The sequence below is a fragment of the Allosphingosinicella deserti genome (genome assembly GCF_003012735.1).
GTDB lineage: Bacteria > Pseudomonadota > Alphaproteobacteria > Sphingomonadales > Sphingomonadaceae > Allosphingosinicella > Allosphingosinicella deserti.
Window position 1 is genome coordinate 108,354 of sequence record NZ_PXYI01000009.1, and the last position, 14,192, is coordinate 122,545.

13 protein-coding genes are annotated in these 14,192 nt (G+C 65.2%); 8 read left to right on the plus strand and 5 right to left on the minus strand.

The features are described from left to right. Nucleotides 1-30 precede the first annotated feature (30 nt). Nucleotides 31-825 carry a polysaccharide deacetylase family protein gene (locus C7I55_RS22550; protein WP_106515294.1) on the plus strand — a complete coding sequence of 265 codons (795 nt, stop codon included), beginning with the start codon at nt 31-33 and terminating at the stop codon, nt 823-825. An 88-nt stretch (nt 826-913) separates the two neighbouring features. Here C7I55_RS22550 and C7I55_RS22555 read toward each other — a convergent pair whose 3' ends face one another. From C7I55_RS22555 to C7I55_RS22570, 4 genes are all read right to left on the minus strand, one after another. Continuing rightward, nucleotides 914-1,303, minus strand: coding sequence for a VOC family protein (locus C7I55_RS22555; protein ID WP_106515424.1), 390 nt, complete (start codon nt 1,301-1,303; stop codon nt 914-916). An 86-nt stretch (nt 1,304-1,389) separates the two neighbouring features. Next, the gene (locus C7I55_RS22560; RefSeq protein ID WP_106515295.1) at nt 1,390-3,300 is read right to left on the minus strand and encodes a patatin-like phospholipase family protein; all 1,911 of its coding nucleotides are present in this window, start codon (nt 3,298-3,300) and stop codon (nt 1,390-1,392) included. 14 nt (nt 3,301-3,314) lie between these two features. Continuing rightward, on the minus strand, nt 3,315-4,451 hold the full coding sequence (locus tag C7I55_RS22565; RefSeq protein ID WP_106515425.1) for an alpha/beta fold hydrolase: 1,137 nt from the start codon (nt 4,449-4,451) through the stop codon (nt 3,315-3,317). A 140-nt stretch (nt 4,452-4,591) separates the two neighbouring features. Beyond that, nucleotides 4,592-5,881 carry an ATP-binding protein gene (locus tag C7I55_RS22570; protein ID WP_106515296.1) on the minus strand — a complete coding sequence of 430 codons (1,290 nt, stop codon included), beginning with the start codon at nt 5,879-5,881 and terminating at the stop codon, nt 4,592-4,594. Nucleotides 5,882-6,104: 223 nt separating this feature from the next. Between C7I55_RS22570 and C7I55_RS22575 the strand changes: the two genes are divergently transcribed. The 6 genes from C7I55_RS22575 (at nt 6,105) to C7I55_RS22600 (ending at nt 12,469) form a co-directional block, all read left to right on the plus strand. Continuing rightward, on the plus strand, nt 6,105-6,854 hold the full coding sequence (locus C7I55_RS22575) for a response regulator transcription factor (protein WP_408640625.1): 750 nt from the start codon (nt 6,105-6,107) through the stop codon (nt 6,852-6,854). Continuing rightward, entirely contained in the window at nt 6,854-8,170 is a 1,317-nt protein-coding gene (locus C7I55_RS22580) for an ATP-binding protein (RefSeq protein WP_106515297.1), read from the plus strand. Before C7I55_RS22575 ends, C7I55_RS22580 begins: the two co-directional genes overlap by 1 nt. Before the next feature lie 114 nt (nt 8,171-8,284). Further along, nucleotides 8,285-8,980 (plus strand): carbonic anhydrase, encoded by a 696-nt coding sequence (locus tag C7I55_RS22585; RefSeq protein ID WP_106515298.1) that lies wholly within the window; start codon nt 8,285-8,287, stop codon nt 8,978-8,980. Between the two features lie 14 nt (nt 8,981-8,994). Continuing rightward, nucleotides 8,995-10,491, plus strand: a complete 1,497-nt coding sequence (locus C7I55_RS22590) for a SulP family inorganic anion transporter (protein WP_106515299.1) — start codon at nt 8,995-8,997, stop codon at nt 10,489-10,491. Between the two features lie 26 nt (nt 10,492-10,517). Continuing rightward, entirely contained in the window at nt 10,518-11,630 is a 1,113-nt protein-coding gene (locus C7I55_RS22595) for a retropepsin-like aspartic protease (protein WP_158266543.1), read from the plus strand. A 56-nt stretch (nt 11,631-11,686) separates the two neighbouring features. Beyond that, nucleotides 11,687-12,469 (plus strand): carbon-nitrogen hydrolase family protein, encoded by a 783-nt coding sequence (locus C7I55_RS22600; protein ID WP_106515301.1) that lies wholly within the window; start codon nt 11,687-11,689, stop codon nt 12,467-12,469. A gap of 39 nt (nt 12,470-12,508) precedes the next feature. Here the strand turns inward: C7I55_RS22600 and C7I55_RS22605 are convergent, their stop codons facing one another. Beyond that, nucleotides 12,509-13,549 carry a pyridoxal-phosphate dependent enzyme gene (locus C7I55_RS22605; protein WP_106515302.1) on the minus strand — a complete coding sequence of 347 codons (1,041 nt, stop codon included), beginning with the start codon at nt 13,547-13,549 and terminating at the stop codon, nt 12,509-12,511. Between the two features lie 181 nt (nt 13,550-13,730). On the opposite strand from C7I55_RS22605, the gene C7I55_RS22610 reads away from it, so the two are divergent. Continuing rightward, complete coding sequence (locus C7I55_RS22610) at nt 13,731-14,192, plus strand: Lrp/AsnC family transcriptional regulator (protein WP_106515303.1); 462 nt, start codon at nt 13,731-13,733, stop codon at nt 14,190-14,192.

Here is a 14,192-nt window from a genome sequence, read left to right on the forward strand (position 1 = left end):
TACCCTTCGCCGCAATTGGGAGGAAAGACTATGAAGAGCAGGTTTTTCGCGGCAATTGCGGCTTTCGTTGCCGGATCCGTTGCGGCGTCCGCAGCTTCGGCGACGGAGTGGCCGAACGGCGCCAAGACCGCAGTCGTGCTCACCTATGACGATGCGCTGACCTCACAGCTCGATCACGCCGTACCGCTGCTCAACCAGGCGGGCCTCAAAGCCACCTTCTTCCTCGCAAACGTCAAGCAGGCGGATCTGCCGCGCTGGCGCGCCGCCGCAGCCGAGGGCCACGAGCTCGGCAACCACACCATCTTCCATCCCTGCTCGGCGGCGAGTTTCCCCGCCGACCCGCGCTACACATCTGAAGCCTATACCGTGCCGTCCATGCTCAAGGAAATCGAGCAGCAGAATGTGCTGCTGACCGCGATCGACGGTAAGCCGCGCCACGGTATGGCGACCCCCTGCGGGCAAAGCGTGGCCGGCGGCGCCGACTATCTCGAGGCACTGCGGGCGGCCGGATTCGTCACCTACGTCCGCGGCGTCAACGTCACGCCTGAGGATCTGCGCCGGGATGCGTCCAGGATCGATCCCATGCATGTTCCCGCGCGCGGCTTTCCCGAAAGTGCGACCGGACGAGACCTGATCGCATTCGCCGAGCAGGGCCGCGACGGCGGCGGACTGGCCGTATTCCTCTTCCACGGCGTGGCCGGAGACTATCTCCAGGTGTCGGACACCGCACACCGAGAGCTGGTCGCCTGGCTTGCCGCCAACCGTAAGGATATCTGGGTGACGACCCTACAGGAGGCGCTGGACTGGGCCAAAGCGCACCCCTGAGGTCGTGCTGGCAAGCCCGAGCGGCATTTCGCTGCCACTGACATGATGCGCTGAAGCCAGATCGGGCGGCTAGGGCCGCCCCTCGGTCTTACTGCTCGCGCGGAAGCCGGTACAGGGCGCACAATTTGTTGCCGGCGGGATCGCGCAGATAGGCAAGATAGAGGTTGCCGAAGCCGCTCTCGCGAACTCCTGGAGGATCTTCGCACGGCGTGCCGCCATGCGCGACACCCGCTGCATGCCATGCGTCGACGGCCTCCGAGCTGGAGGCCGCAAATCCGATCGTCCCGCCGTTTGCGTGGCACGCCGGATCGCCGTCGATCGGCTTGCCGATGGCGAACGTACCCGTCTTCGTGCGGTAGAAGACACGGCCCTTGTCATCGACGAAACCCGGCGGCGCGCCGAGCGTGCCCAGCAACGCATCGTAGAATGTCTTCGACTGCTCGATGTCGTTGGACCCGACCATAACATGGCTGAACATCATCTCTCCCCTCGGTTGCGGGCATGCCGCGTGTAGCCGGATGCACCACGGCAGCGGGCTTGTCGATCACCGGCCTACCGGGGCGCTCAATAGGTCGGTGCGATCTGCATCTGCGGCAGCGGTCGCGGCGCGTCGACGCTGAGATCGGGTCCGAGATCCTTCCACGCCTCGCCGCGCGAGACCAGTTCCTCCATCAAGGCTTCCGCCGCCGCGCGCCGATCCTGCGTCCGGAATCTGTAGGAGGGCGCCTCCGGAACTCCGGTGCGCGCAGTGTCGAAAGCGCGTCGATAGGCGGGGACCTTTGGCCCGTTGGCATCGCTCTCGGCGATCTTGATCGTGTAGCGCTGCAGCGCGGAGGCGAGATTGCGCCAGCGTATCCAATGATGGTTGTCGAAGCTGAAATCGTAGAGCCGCTCTCCGGCTGCGGTACCCTTCTCGGAGATGCGAGTCAGCACCGCTTGCGGCATATCGAGGTTCATTCCGCCCTCGCTGCGATCGAGCTCTATGTGGACGATGCGATCACGCTGGCCCGGCGCACGTGACTGCAGCAGATCCCGCCAATTCTGCATGGTGGCGACAATACCGAACAGAAAGCGCGAAATCTCGGCCGCGGCAAGCGTTCGGCCGACAGCGTGATAAGTGCGCTGCCAACCCTGATTGTTCTCCGAAGGGAGAAACACGGACTCTTCGATTGATTGCTGCCCGCCCAGCCCGGCGCCTGCCGAGGCGTCCGACCCGGGATAGACGAGGTTGATGGCGAAGGTCGGCCATAGAGGCAGTGGCGCATCGAAAAGGTGGATCGGGAAGTTGCTAGTAATGCCGCCATCCGAAAACCAGCAGATCCGCATCGCCGTGATGCGTGTCCCCGCCGCCCCGCCGCTGGTGGTGAGCCCATCGGTGCTCGCGAGCAGGCTCTTCTCGTCACCTCCAGCCTGCGTACCCGCCGACCCGGCTCCGGCGGTGCGTGACCGTTCGCGCGCAGCCGGCTCGTGCAGCGGCACCGCACTCAGCAGCAGCGGGAAGCTGAGGCTCATCCGCATTGCGACGAGCACGGGCATATCGGCACGGATCGGCAACCGGTGATAGTCGATCCCGCCGATCCGGTCCGGCGGCCCCGCCTTGTCGACCATCCACGCGACCACTTCCGACGGAAAGAGCAAATCGAACTGGTCGCGCCGGAACCAGAAACCGCCGTTCTCGAACGGCAAAGTCCGCGGCTCGTGGTGTGAAACACCCGTGGTGATCATCTGCAAGGTGATCGCCCGCTCGGTGACCGGCTCATCCGGATAGCGCGGGGCATTCCAGAGATCGCCGAAGGTCAGCGGATCGTCGGTCGGCTTGCCGGAAAGCTCCTGCAGCACCGTGTGAAGCCAAACAGTGAGGGCCGGGCGCGACGCGTTCGCGGGTCCAAGGCCAGAACACAGCCCCAGCAGATTGCGCCGCGCGACCCGCGCGAGCCTCAGAAGGGCGAAGATCGCGCCGCCAAGATAGGCGCAGAGCAAAGCCGGCAGCAAAGCCGCCGTGACTCCGTCTGCCTGCCCGATCGCGTAGCCGACACCGAGGAACAGGCCGAGCATCAGCAAGGTTTCCAGCGGTGCCGTGGCGAAGATCGCGAACAGGAACGCCGTCGCCTTTCTCACGATGCCGCCGTTGCCGGTAATCGTTACAAGCGCGCGATAGGCATTGCGAAGTCCCGAGGCGGGCTGGAACAAGGATGCGATGAAGCCCTGCGTGGCGAGCGTCCGGGAAACTCCCTCTAGCCCCTCGAAGCCGGCCCGGGCTTCGTCGGCGACCGCCTGCCCTGCCACCTTCTTGCGGTCACCGACCGCTGCTGCGGCTGAGGCGGCAGCAGCGATCGCGCCGGCCGAGGTTCCGCCGATATTCTTGAACCGGAAATCGCGACTGAGGGCCAGCACCGCATTGGGATAGACGATGCCGCTGGTGATCCCTCCCTTCATCACCAGATCGCAATAACGGGTGGGTGCGCGCGTGCTCATGACATCCCCTTGGCTCAGTGCGCCGGCGGCGTCTCCGTCCGTGCCAGAAGCGCGACGAGATCGTCTTTCCAGAAGCGCGCCCAGGTGTGGGTGCCGTGGCCGCGCGTCTCGTCACTCTCTTCGATCAGCCGGAAACGCGTGTCCTTCATCCGCGCCACCGCCTGCTGTGGGAAATCGAAGTTGCGCGGATTGATGAAGTCGTCGGCCGAGTTGATCCAGGTCGTCGGCGCGGTAATCGCCTCCAGCTTTGGCCAGGGATCGTAATTTCGAGACGATTCCACCTGGTAGAGCAAATCGTTGGCATCGATGCTGGCCATCGAAGCTTCGATCCTCCCGCGCGCATAGGCCGCGGCAGCGTCGCGCCTCGGGTAGGCTTTCTGAAGCTGGAGCGGGGCCGCGCCGGCAGTGAACAGCAGGGTCGCCGCGGTGCGGAGGCCCTGAACCGGCTGTGCCTGGTAATTGCCCCCGGCCCAGGCCGGATCGGCCTTGATCCCGTCGATCAGCAATTGCCGCCACATCCGGTTGAGCCCGGCAATCTGAACCGGCTCGCAGGCGAGCGGCATCAGCGCCCGGCTGTAATCCGGATGGGTCTCGCCCCAGACGAAGCTGTGCATGCAGCCCATCGACGTCCCCATGATCAGCCGCATTCGCTTAATGCCGAGATGCTGGGTCAGCAGGCGATGCTGCGCATCGACCATGTCGTCGTAATCGTAATCGGGGAAACGCATCCGCAGACCGTCGGATGGCTTGGAAGATTTGCCGTGGCCGATATTGTCGGGAAGGATGATCCAGTAGCGGGTGATGTCGAGCGGCTGGCCCGGTCCATAAAGCTGGTCGGCAAATTGCGGCGACAGGAACTGCTTCCCCGTGCCGCCGGTACCGTGCAGCACCATCACGGCATTGTCGATCTTGCCTTTGGCATTGCGATGCGGCTTTCCAAGCGTCGTGTAGTGGATGCGCAGGGACCGCAGCGTCTGCCCCGACTGAAAGCGGAAGTCGCGGATCACATAGTCGCCCTCCTCCGTCGGCCAGGCCTTCTCCGGCAAAGCAGGCGAAGTCGCGCTTGCGATCGGAGGAGTCTGGGCCCCGACGGGTGGAGCGGATCCGGCCTGGGCCGAGAGCGATGCAAGGAAAGCAACGAGTGGCAGCATGACGGCAGGCTGCACCGGAAGCCGTCCACGGACAAGGGGTTCGGGCCCCGTCCTTCGCTTCTTCACGGGTTCTGCCGTGAAACGATGATGCAGGCTTCTGCGGGTGAGAACAATGGCCTGCCCCAGAACTTCATACATGGTTAGAGAAGACTGGCCGAACCGCGGGTAATCGGAAGCCTGACCCGGGCGACCAGACCGCCATCACCATGATTGTCGAAGTCGAGGCTCCCACCGAAGCGGAGCAACAACCGGTGTGCGGTCGGGATGCCGAGCCCGAACCCCCCAGTGTTGCGTGCCCGTGCGGCATCGAGGCGAAAGAAGGGCGTCAGCACGTCGACGAGGTGAGAGGCCGGAATACCAGGACCGAAGTCACGCAACTCCGCCATCCAGCCATCGGCATCGTGACGGAAGGACAATGTCGCCCGGCCACCATATTGAAGCGCATTCTCGATCAGCGAATCGAGCGCCATGGTCAGCGGCTCGCTATAGCTCATGATCGTAGCCCGCGGTGCGTCGACCTCGAGTGCGTCGCCCCATCGCTGGCGGAGCGCCTCGGCCAGCTCTCCCAGCGCGATCGGTCCCGGCTCGGCGGTGACCTGCTGCGCCCTGAGGAAGCGCTGGAGCGAGGACAGCATCGACTCCATCTCGTCGCTGCTGTCGGCGACAAGATCCCGAATGTCTTCGGGCTCGATGAAATCGGCGGCGATCTTGATCCGGCTGAGCGGCGTGCGAAGATCGTGGCTGATCGCTTCGAACGCGCTCGCCTGATCGGAGACGAGGCGCGCCAGCCGTTCCTGCATCTGGTTGAAGGCGCGGCTGAGATTGCGTACGTCGCGCGGACCATGCTCGGCGAAGGAGACCCGGGCGCCCTCTCCGATCCGCTCGGTCGCCTCCGCAAGGCGACGAAGCGGCGCACCCATCAGCCGCAGGGTATAGAGGACGGCCACCAGGCAAACCAGGGTCAATAGCAAGGTAATCGTCGCTGCCTTCGCCGCGATCGGCCAGCGCGCGGAGAGGTTGGCGGAGCGAAAGTTCAGCCATTTGCGCTCGGAAAGCTGCATCGATCCGACGAGGTGCTCACGACCGCCGGAACGCTGCGTATCGAGGTTCAGCGCGCGGCGGCCGAGTTCCGGCTCCCAGGACAGGATCTCCTCCCGGATCTCCTCGACTCCGGCAACGCCGTGCGGGACGAGCGGCTCGGAATTGACGGAGACGGTGAGATGCCGAGTGGTCATCAACTGCGATACGTGCTCCCGACCGGCGAGATCGAGGCGATGGCTGACGACGAGCAATTCGGCAGCACGGCGGGCATGATCGGCGCGCGCCGTGTGACGATCGATCAGGCGGTAAAAAAGCAGGCTCGCAGAGACCTGCAGCAATGCCAGCACGAGGATGACGAGCGCAACGCGCCCAAACAGGCGCGGCGGCATAAGCCTGTTCTCTCCCATCCCGGCCAGCGTCCCTCTCCTCGCAAGGCACGAATAGGTCTCCGCCTCAGCCGGTGGAAGCCGAAGCTTCCGCCAATGGGCAAATTTCACCTAAGTCCTTGTCGTGCAGGACTTTACAGGATTGCACGTCCGGAAACGTAACAAAGTGTTGCTGAAACACCGGCAGGGTCCGGCAGCGGTTGCGCGGCGCGGCGACGAAACCTAGATGGCCGGCCATGCTTTCCAGTGCCAAGGTTCCGACGGCGTGAGCGCACAGGTCGTTCTGCTCGTCGAGGACGACCCTGCGCTGCGGACGCTGACGGCGCGTGCGCTCCAGCAAAATGGCTATCGCGTGCGCACTGCGGTGTCCGGTGCCGAGATGTGGACGGCATTCGAGGCGGAGCCGGTCGACTTGATCCTTCTCGATATCATGCTGCCCGGCACGAGCGGCATCGACCTGTGCCGCATGATCCGCCAGCGCAGCGACGTGCCGATTATCTTCGTCAGCGCACGCGGCGAGGAAACCGACCGCGTCGTCGGACTGGAACTCGGTGCGGACGACTATCTGGCGAAGCCGTTCAGCACCCGAGAATTGGTCGCTCGCATTCGTGCCGTTCTGCGCCGCGGCCGCCTCGATGGGCGGCACGGGGCTGAACGCGCAAGCAAGGCGTTGTTCGACGGGTGGACCGCTGACTTCACGCGCCGCGAGGTGGTCTCACCAACCGGGGGGGTGGTTGAACTCACCGGAGCGGAATTCGATCTGCTGACCGTCTTTCTCGATCAGCCGCAACGCGTGATCTCGCGGGAGCGGCTGATCGAATTGTCACGGAACCGGCTCGGGGATTCGTCGGACCGGAGCATCGACGTGCTGGTAAGCCGTCTCCGTCGCAAGCTTTCGACCGATAAGGGCGGCGCGCCCTTCGTCACCGTGCGCGGCGTCGGCTACATGTTCAACGCCGCCGTCGAGCGGCCTTGATGCTGCGGCGACCGTCTGCGCTGCTGACCCGCATCTTCGGGATCCTTCTGCTTGCGGTCATCTTCGAGTTTGCCGCCAGCACCCTCTTCTACGAGCGAGTTGCTCGCCTTCAGGTCCGAGAAGAAGAGGCGCATCGGCTCGCCGAGCATCTCGCGATCGGCTACCGGCTCCTCGGCAGCCGCCCCGCTGCCGAGCGGACATCGCTGGCCGAACGGATATCCAGCGACAAGTTTCGGTTCGAGTGGCGGGCAATACCACCGCCGCCTCCGGCCATCGCGCCCGAACTCCGGACGATGCGCGATCAGATCGTCCAATGGGAACCCTCGCTCGTTCGGTCCGACCTCAGGCTGTTTCTGTCGGGCGACAAGAGCCATGTCGTCGCCGGGCTCGTGCGACTGCCTGACGGCAGTGCTGTACGCTTCGAGGCTGCGCACGTCGTCGAGACGGCAAGCATCGCGGCGAATCGCTTCCTGCTCGCGATCATCCCGGCCATCGCACTGATTGTGATCGCAGGGTTGATGATCCGGCGGACTTTGCGGCCGATGGGCGAGCTTGCCCGCGCCGCCGAAGCCGTTGGCCAGGGCCGCGAATGCTTGGTCGAGGAACGCGGGCCGGGCGAAGTCCGCCGGGTGATCCGCGCCTTCAACGCGATGCAGAAGCGGATCCACCGCCTGATCGCCGACCGGACCCAGGCCCTCGCGGCGGCGGGACACGATCTTCGGACGCCGCTGGCGCGCTTGCGGCTGCGCAGTGAAGCGGTTGCCGATGTCGAACTTCGCGGCGCCATCACTGCGGATCTCCGCGAGATGGAGGAGATGATCGGATCCTTGCTGGCCTATTTCGGGGGCGAAAGCGATCCGCAGCCGGCGGTGCGGGCCGATCTGGCGGTGCTGATCGGAACCCTGGTGGACGAGGTTCGCGATCTCGGCGGTCCGATCACCTATGCCGGGCCGCGTCACGTCGAGCTTCGCCTCCGTCCTCCCCAATTCAAGCGCGCGCTTCGCAACCTCATCGACAATGCTCTCCACTACGGCGGCAACGCTGCGGTCTCCCTTCGCATTGCCGGAGACGAAGCCGTTGTTGCGGTGGAGGACGACGGCCCGGGCATTCCCGAAGACCGCATGGAAGAGGTCCTGCGCCCCTTTTCGCGGCTTGATGGCGCGCGCGCGCGCAACACTTCGGGCCTTGGGCTCGGGCTGAGCATCGTCGACCGTATCGTTCGCAACGAGGGCGGCCATTTCCGCCTTTCCAACCGCAAGGTCCGCGGTCTCCGCGCCGAGATTCGCCTCCCCGTAAGCGGTCCTGCGCTCGGCTGAGCCGCGCAGCGCCACGTCGCCCGGCTCAGAAACACTTTCTTACAGACCCGCTGCGCCGCAGCAAAACTCGCTCCTTAGCTGAGGGCCTGGATCCCCACTGTAGGAGTTAATCATATGAACGAGCTGATTGGACGTGTCTTCAGCTTCGAAAAGCAGGTCTATGCGGATCAGAGCGCGCTCTACTCCCGCCTTGCCAGCGATGGGCAGAGCCCCAAGGCGCTGATGATCTCCTGCGCCGATTCGCGCGTCGTTCCCGAGCACATCATGCAGGCCCAGCCGGGCGATCTATTCGTGTGCCGCAACGCCGGCAACATCGTCCCTCCGTTCGGACAGATGAACGGCGGAGTCTCCTCTACCGTTGAATATGCCGTCATGGTTCTCAACGTCCGCGACATCATCGTCTGCGGCCATTCGGACTGCGGCGCGATGAAGGCCATCGGCAAGGACGACGTCCTCGCCTCGATGCCCAATGTCGCAGCGTGGCTGCGTCACTCCAACGCCGCGGCCAAGGTCGTCTCCGATTGCTATCCCGAGCTGGAAGGCAACGATCGGGTCCGCGCGGTAACGCTCGAGAACATCGTCGCCCAGATTGCCCATCTTCGTACCCACCCCTCCGTCGCAGCGGGCATCGCGCGCGGCGAGATCGCGCTGCACGGCTGGTATGTCGATATCCATGCCGGCACGGTCCTCGCGCTGGATGGCGAGACCAACCGCTTCGTCACCCTCCGCGAAGACAGGCCGCTGCCGGTCGCTTTGGCGCATCGGGAGCGGCTCGCCGCGACTCCGGAATTCGCCGAAGCCGCCGAATAAGGCCGGAGGATCTCATGCCATCGTTCGCATTGCGCGATTTCACCGCCTCCATCGTCGTTTTTCTGGTCGCCATGCCCCTGTGCATGGGGATCGCAGTCGCCTCGGGCGTGCCGCCCGAGAAGGGGCTGATCACCGGGATCATCGGCGGAATCGTCGTCGGCCTGCTCGCCGGATCGCCGCTGCAGGTCAGCGGCCCGGCAGCCGGACTTGCGGTGATCGTCTTCGAAATCGTCCGCGATCAGGGTCTGAGCGCGCTTGGCCCGATCCTGTTGCTCGCCGGGCTTATCCAAATCGCAGCCGGGATCTTCCGCCTTGGCGGCTGGTTCCGGGCGATCTCGCCCGCGGTCGTCCATGGCATGCTTGCCGGAATCGGCTTGCTGATCGTGGCCGGCCAATATCACGTGCTGTTCGACGCTAAGCCGCTGCCGAGCGGCCTCGATAACCTCGCCGCAATGCCCGCCCGCCTGCTCGGCCTCGCGCCCGGCGAGCCTGGAAGCGCCTTGTCGGCGTTCGTGATCGGCACGCTGACCATCGCCTGCATGCTGGGTTGGGAGCGGTTTCGTCCCGCAGCCCTGAAGCTTGTGCCCGGAGCGCTGGTCGGGATCCTCGCAGCCACCTTTGCCGCGTTGCTGTTCGGCCTCGATGTCGTTCGGGTCAACGTTCCCGATTCGCTTGCGAGCGCGATCGACCTGCCAGGCGCGGACACACTCGCCAGCTTCGCCAATCCGGTGATCATCGCGACCGCGATCGCGATCGCGTTCATTGCCAGTGCCGAAACCCTGCTGTCTGCCGCCGCGGTCGACCGCATGCACGATGGCGTGCGCACGGACTACAACAAGGAACTGCGCGCCCAAGGCGTCGGCAATCTCCTTTGCGGTGCGGTCGGCTCCATTCCGATGACCGGCGTTATCGTCCGCAGCTCGGCCAACGTTCAGGCCGGCGCGATGACCCGCATGTCGGCGGTGCTGCACGGCATCTGGATTTTGGGCTTCGTCGCGTTGCTTCCCTGGCTGCTGCGCGAGATTCCGATGGCAGCGCTGGCCGGTATCCTGGTGGTCACCGGATGGCGCCTCGTGAGCCTTCAGCATGTGAAGCATTTGCTCCAACAGTACGGCCGCTTCCCCGCACTGATCTGGGCCGGGACCTTCGTCATGGTCGTGGCGGCGGATCTGCTGACCGGCGTGCTCACCGGTCTGGCTTTGTCGATGCTTGAATTGGTTCCGCACCTGAAGCGGATCCGCCTCAAGGTCGAGGACCGCAAGGAGAGTGCATCGCGCGAGATCGCGCTCGACGGTGCCGCGACATTCGTTGCCTTGCCGAAGGTCTCGGCAATGCTCGACACCGTTCCCAGTGACCAGAAGGTCAAGATCGACCTGTCGCGCGTCGACCATGTCGATCACACCTTCGCTGAGATGCTGAGGGAGTGGCTCGGTCGCCGAAAGCGTGCCGGACATGCGGTCGAGGTGACCGGTGCCCGCGGCCGGGTCGCTCAGCTCGTCCACGCCGGATGAACACGAACACGTGGCGTCGGCCGGCCTTGGCAGGCGCCACTTCCGCCCCGGCGCCGGCAAGCTCCTTTCCCGCCGTGCCATGGCTGCCGATCACCGGCGGGGGCGACCAGTTGCTCTGCCTGTCGGTGATGGTCGCCGGACGTCCGGCCACCGCATTGCTGGACAGCGGCGCAAGCCGCTCGGTGCTGGATCGGGACTGGGCGTCGGGAGCGGGCATCACGCTGTCGAGCCGACACGAGCTTGCCGGTCTCACCGCCAGCGTGACGGCGCAGATCTCCCGTCCTCTGCCCGTAACCGCCGGCACGGTAGTGCTCCCGCCGATCGTACCCGCCGTACTCGATCTCGCCTCGATCTCAGCGGCGGCAAGACGGCGGATCGACCTCGTCCTTGGGCAGGAATGTTTCCTGCAGAACGAGGTCGAGATCGATCCGGATATGGCGAGGGTGCGGCTCGGGCCGCGCCGCGCGGTTGGGACAGATGAAGCGTGGCTCTCCCTGCATCGCACCCCGGACAAGCTCTTTTGCGTCGACGTGCGGCTCGACCGGGGGCTGCGAGCGCGTGCAATTCTCGATCTCGGCAGCAGCATCCCGCTTTATGTCAAGCGCGACCTCGCGGAGGCCGGCAGGCTCCTGGAAGGGAGACCGACATCGACGTCGGCCAGCGTAGGCGTCGAGGGCATTTCGCTCAGCACCGTCACCCGGCTTGATTGCCTGCAGATCGGCGACCACCGGCTTCGCGGCGTGCCGCTCAACATTCCGGACACGTGGAACCTTGATGCGCCAATCGTGATCGGCGCCCCTTTGCTCTGGAAGTTCCGGACGATCTTCGATCTCGGGCGCCGGAGGATCCTCCTGACGCCGGGAACGAACTACGAAGAACCACTGATTGCGGATCGCTCCGGTCTGCACGTCATCGGAGGAGACAATTGCCTGCTAGTGATCCACGTCTCGCCAGGCAGCCCGGCGGCTTTGGCGAAATTGGAGGCGGGGGATGAGATCGTCGCGGTGAACGGCGACGCGGTCACGCCGCGCTTCCTTGCGGAGAATCGCAATCTGGGACGGCGTCCCGCCGGCATTCCCTACCGTCTCGCTGTCCGCGACAAGCCAGCCCGGACGATGGTCCTCGCGGATTATTATTGAGCGATCGAACGACGGTTCCGTTGCGGTCTGGCCCGCCCTTCCTGTAGCGACGAGCCATGCGCATCGGCCTCGCTTCCCTGCCCCACTTCCCAAACCCGAATGACGGTCTTGCCGCTCTCGCCCAGATGTTTGAGACAGCGGCGGAGCACCAGGTCCGGCTGATGTGCACCCCTGAGAATTTCCTGCCAGGAATGCGCGGAGTCGGCCTCGATGTCGCAAACTGGAGCGCGGCGGACCTTGGACGGGCGAAAGCTGCCCTGTCCCACATGGCTCGGGATACAGGCGTCGGGGCGATCGTCGGCATCGAGCGCCCCCTGCGCGAGGGCTGCCATGCCTCCGCGCTGGTGATTTCGCCGGAGGGGGCGGTGCTCGGCTTCCAGGACAAGGTGCAGGTGGACCCCGCCGAAGACGATCTCTTCGTGCCCGGCACCGCGCGACGTCTGTTCGAGATCGACGGCGTGACCTTCGCGGTGACCATTTGCCACGAGGGCTGGCGCTATCCCGAAACGGTGCGCTGGGGCGCTCGCCGCGGCGCAAGCATCGTCTTCCATCTCCAATATTCCCCCGCAGCGGACGACATCCTGCCCGAAACCTGGGCGTTTGCGGACGGCACGATGCATGAGAAAGCGGCGATCTGCCGGGCGGCCGAGAACCACATCTTTTTCGCGACGGTGAACTTCGCGATCCCGAACTGCACCGCGGGCACGGCCGTGATCGACCCGAACGGGCGATTGGTGGCGCAGCGGCCCCGGGGCCAGGCCGGGCTGCTTGTCGTCGACATCGACCCTGAAGCCGCGACTGGCCTGTTGGCCAAGCGCCTGCGCGATGCCGTCTACTAAGCCGCGGGGACGAGCCCCACCTGCTCGTCGACGCAATACCTAATCAGAGTCAACGCCCTCGAATCGCACCGCTCCCTCAGTAACGACGAGCAATACGCGCGACCCCGGGCCAAGGCGAATGGCCGTCCGGAGCCAAGGCGTCCCCGCGACCCGCAGCAATCCCGTCAGCCCCGCAGCGCCGGAGGGTGTCGTGGGGAGCGCCGCTTCCGAAACAAGGATCGACACCGCGGCGGCAAGTCCGGCTTCCGATACAGTCACGGCAGTCGCGCGATGGCGGCGCAGGATTTCCACCGCCGACGCCGAGGCGATGCCGCACGAGAGCATTTCCGCTTTCGTGTCCAATGTGCCGGCAATGCGCTCGGCGAAGCCGGTCCGGAGCGCGTGCGCGACGCAGGCGGCGCGCTCCGGTTCGACCACGATCATCTGTGGCGCCTCCCCAATCATCGGCGCCAGGCCTTGCGCCATCGCTGCGGCGAGGCCGCCGACGCCAGCCTGGATGAACGCATGGGTGAATCGAGGATGCCCGGCATTCTGGTTTAGGATTTCCTCCGCCACGCGCCCGTAGCCCGCCATGACGTCGCCCACGACCGGATCCTTCAGCTGATCGGACGTGTCGGCAACCAGAAGGCCACCGCCTGTCCCGGCGAGCATACGCGCCTCGTCGACGGCATCGTCATAAGTTCCCGCCACCCTCCTGATGTCTCCCCCCATTGCGGCGATACGACCGGCCCGCGCCTCGTCTACCTGCGCCGGCAGAAAGATCAGGGCCTTGCCACCGGCGGCGTGCGCGGCGGCAGCCACGGCGAGGCCATGATTACCGTCGCTTGCGCACAGGAGGGGCGGCAGCCCGACATGGTGGGGCGCGAGCAGTTCGTCGACCGACAGCCCGGCATGGCGCGCGAGCGCCTTCAGGCCGGCACCCAAGCCGCCGAGCATCTTGAAATTGCCGAAGGGGCGCTTGCTCTCGTCCTTGATGTGAACGGCAGCAATGCCGCACCGGCGGGCGAGCGACGGTGCGGGTACCAAGGGTGTGACGACAGGCGTCCGGAACGCCTCGATGATGCGGGATCTGAATTCCATGGCCGCATCTTAACGCAAGCGACTGCCGCGCACGTGCAAAGCCTGGCGACACGGCACGCTTTGCAAGCGACGAAGGCACTGCCCGAGCCGTTCTGCCGCGCCGTTATTCTGCACGTGACTGCACTTGTTCGGCGTCAATCAGCCGTATTTTCCTTTAGACTGTCCACAAAGGAGCAGGGTAATGGATGGTTACGACAGACAACTTCTCGCGGCGTTGCAGGCGGATGCAGATCAGACCGCGGAACAGCTGACCGCACGGGTGGCGGCCTCGCCTTCGGCAATCCAGCGCCGCATTCGGCGCTTGAAGGAGACTGGCGCGATCGAGCGAACGGTGGCGATTGCAAGCCCACGCGCTCTGGGATCACCGACCTTCCTGGTGGTCTCTCTCGAGGTGGAGCGCGAGCGGCCCGAGTTGATGGCTCATTTTCGCCGGTGGCTGGCGGCCGAAGACCAGATCCAGCAGGCTTATTACGTCACCGGCAACGCCGATTTCGTGTTGATCGTCACCGCCACGGATATGGAGAGCTACGAGGCGCTGATGTCCCGCATGCTCGCTGAAAATTCGAACGTGAGACGCTACCACACCAACGTCATGCTCGGCCATGTGAAGCGTGGGATGGCGATCCCGGTGCCGGGTTCGTGA

Coding starts and splice junctions, on each gene's coding strand:
- C7I55_RS22600 (WP_106515301.1), top strand. CDS start 11,687: ATGCGCATCGGCCTCGCTTCCCTGCCCCACTTCCCAAACCCGAATGAC.
- C7I55_RS22590 (WP_106515299.1), top strand. CDS start 8,995: ATGCCATCGTTCGCATTGCGCGATTTCACCGCCTCCATCGTCGTTTTT.
- C7I55_RS22605 (WP_106515302.1), bottom strand. CDS start 13,549: ATGGAATTCAGATCCCGCATCATCGAGGCGTTCCGGACGCCTGTCGTC.
- C7I55_RS22550 (WP_106515294.1), top strand. CDS start 31: ATGAAGAGCAGGTTTTTCGCGGCAATTGCGGCTTTCGTTGCCGGATCC.
- C7I55_RS22575 (WP_408640625.1), top strand. CDS start 6,105: ATGGCCGGCCATGCTTTCCAGTGCCAAGGTTCCGACGGCGTGAGCGCA.
- C7I55_RS22585 (WP_106515298.1), top strand. CDS start 8,285: ATGAACGAGCTGATTGGACGTGTCTTCAGCTTCGAAAAGCAGGTCTAT.
- C7I55_RS22555 (WP_106515424.1), bottom strand. CDS start 1,303: ATGTTCAGCCATGTTATGGTCGGGTCCAACGACATCGAGCAGTCGAAG.
- C7I55_RS22565 (WP_106515425.1), bottom strand. CDS start 4,451: ATGCTGCCACTCGTTGCTTTCCTTGCATCGCTCTCGGCCCAGGCCGGA.
- C7I55_RS22580 (WP_106515297.1), top strand. CDS start 6,854: ATGCTGCGGCGACCGTCTGCGCTGCTGACCCGCATCTTCGGGATCCTT.
- C7I55_RS22560 (WP_106515295.1), bottom strand. CDS start 3,300: ATGAGCACGCGCGCACCCACCCGTTATTGCGATCTGGTGATGAAGGGA.
- C7I55_RS22570 (WP_106515296.1), bottom strand. CDS start 5,881: ATGCCGCCGCGCCTGTTTGGGCGCGTTGCGCTCGTCATCCTCGTGCTG.
- C7I55_RS22610 (WP_106515303.1), top strand. CDS start 13,731: ATGGATGGTTACGACAGACAACTTCTCGCGGCGTTGCAGGCGGATGCA.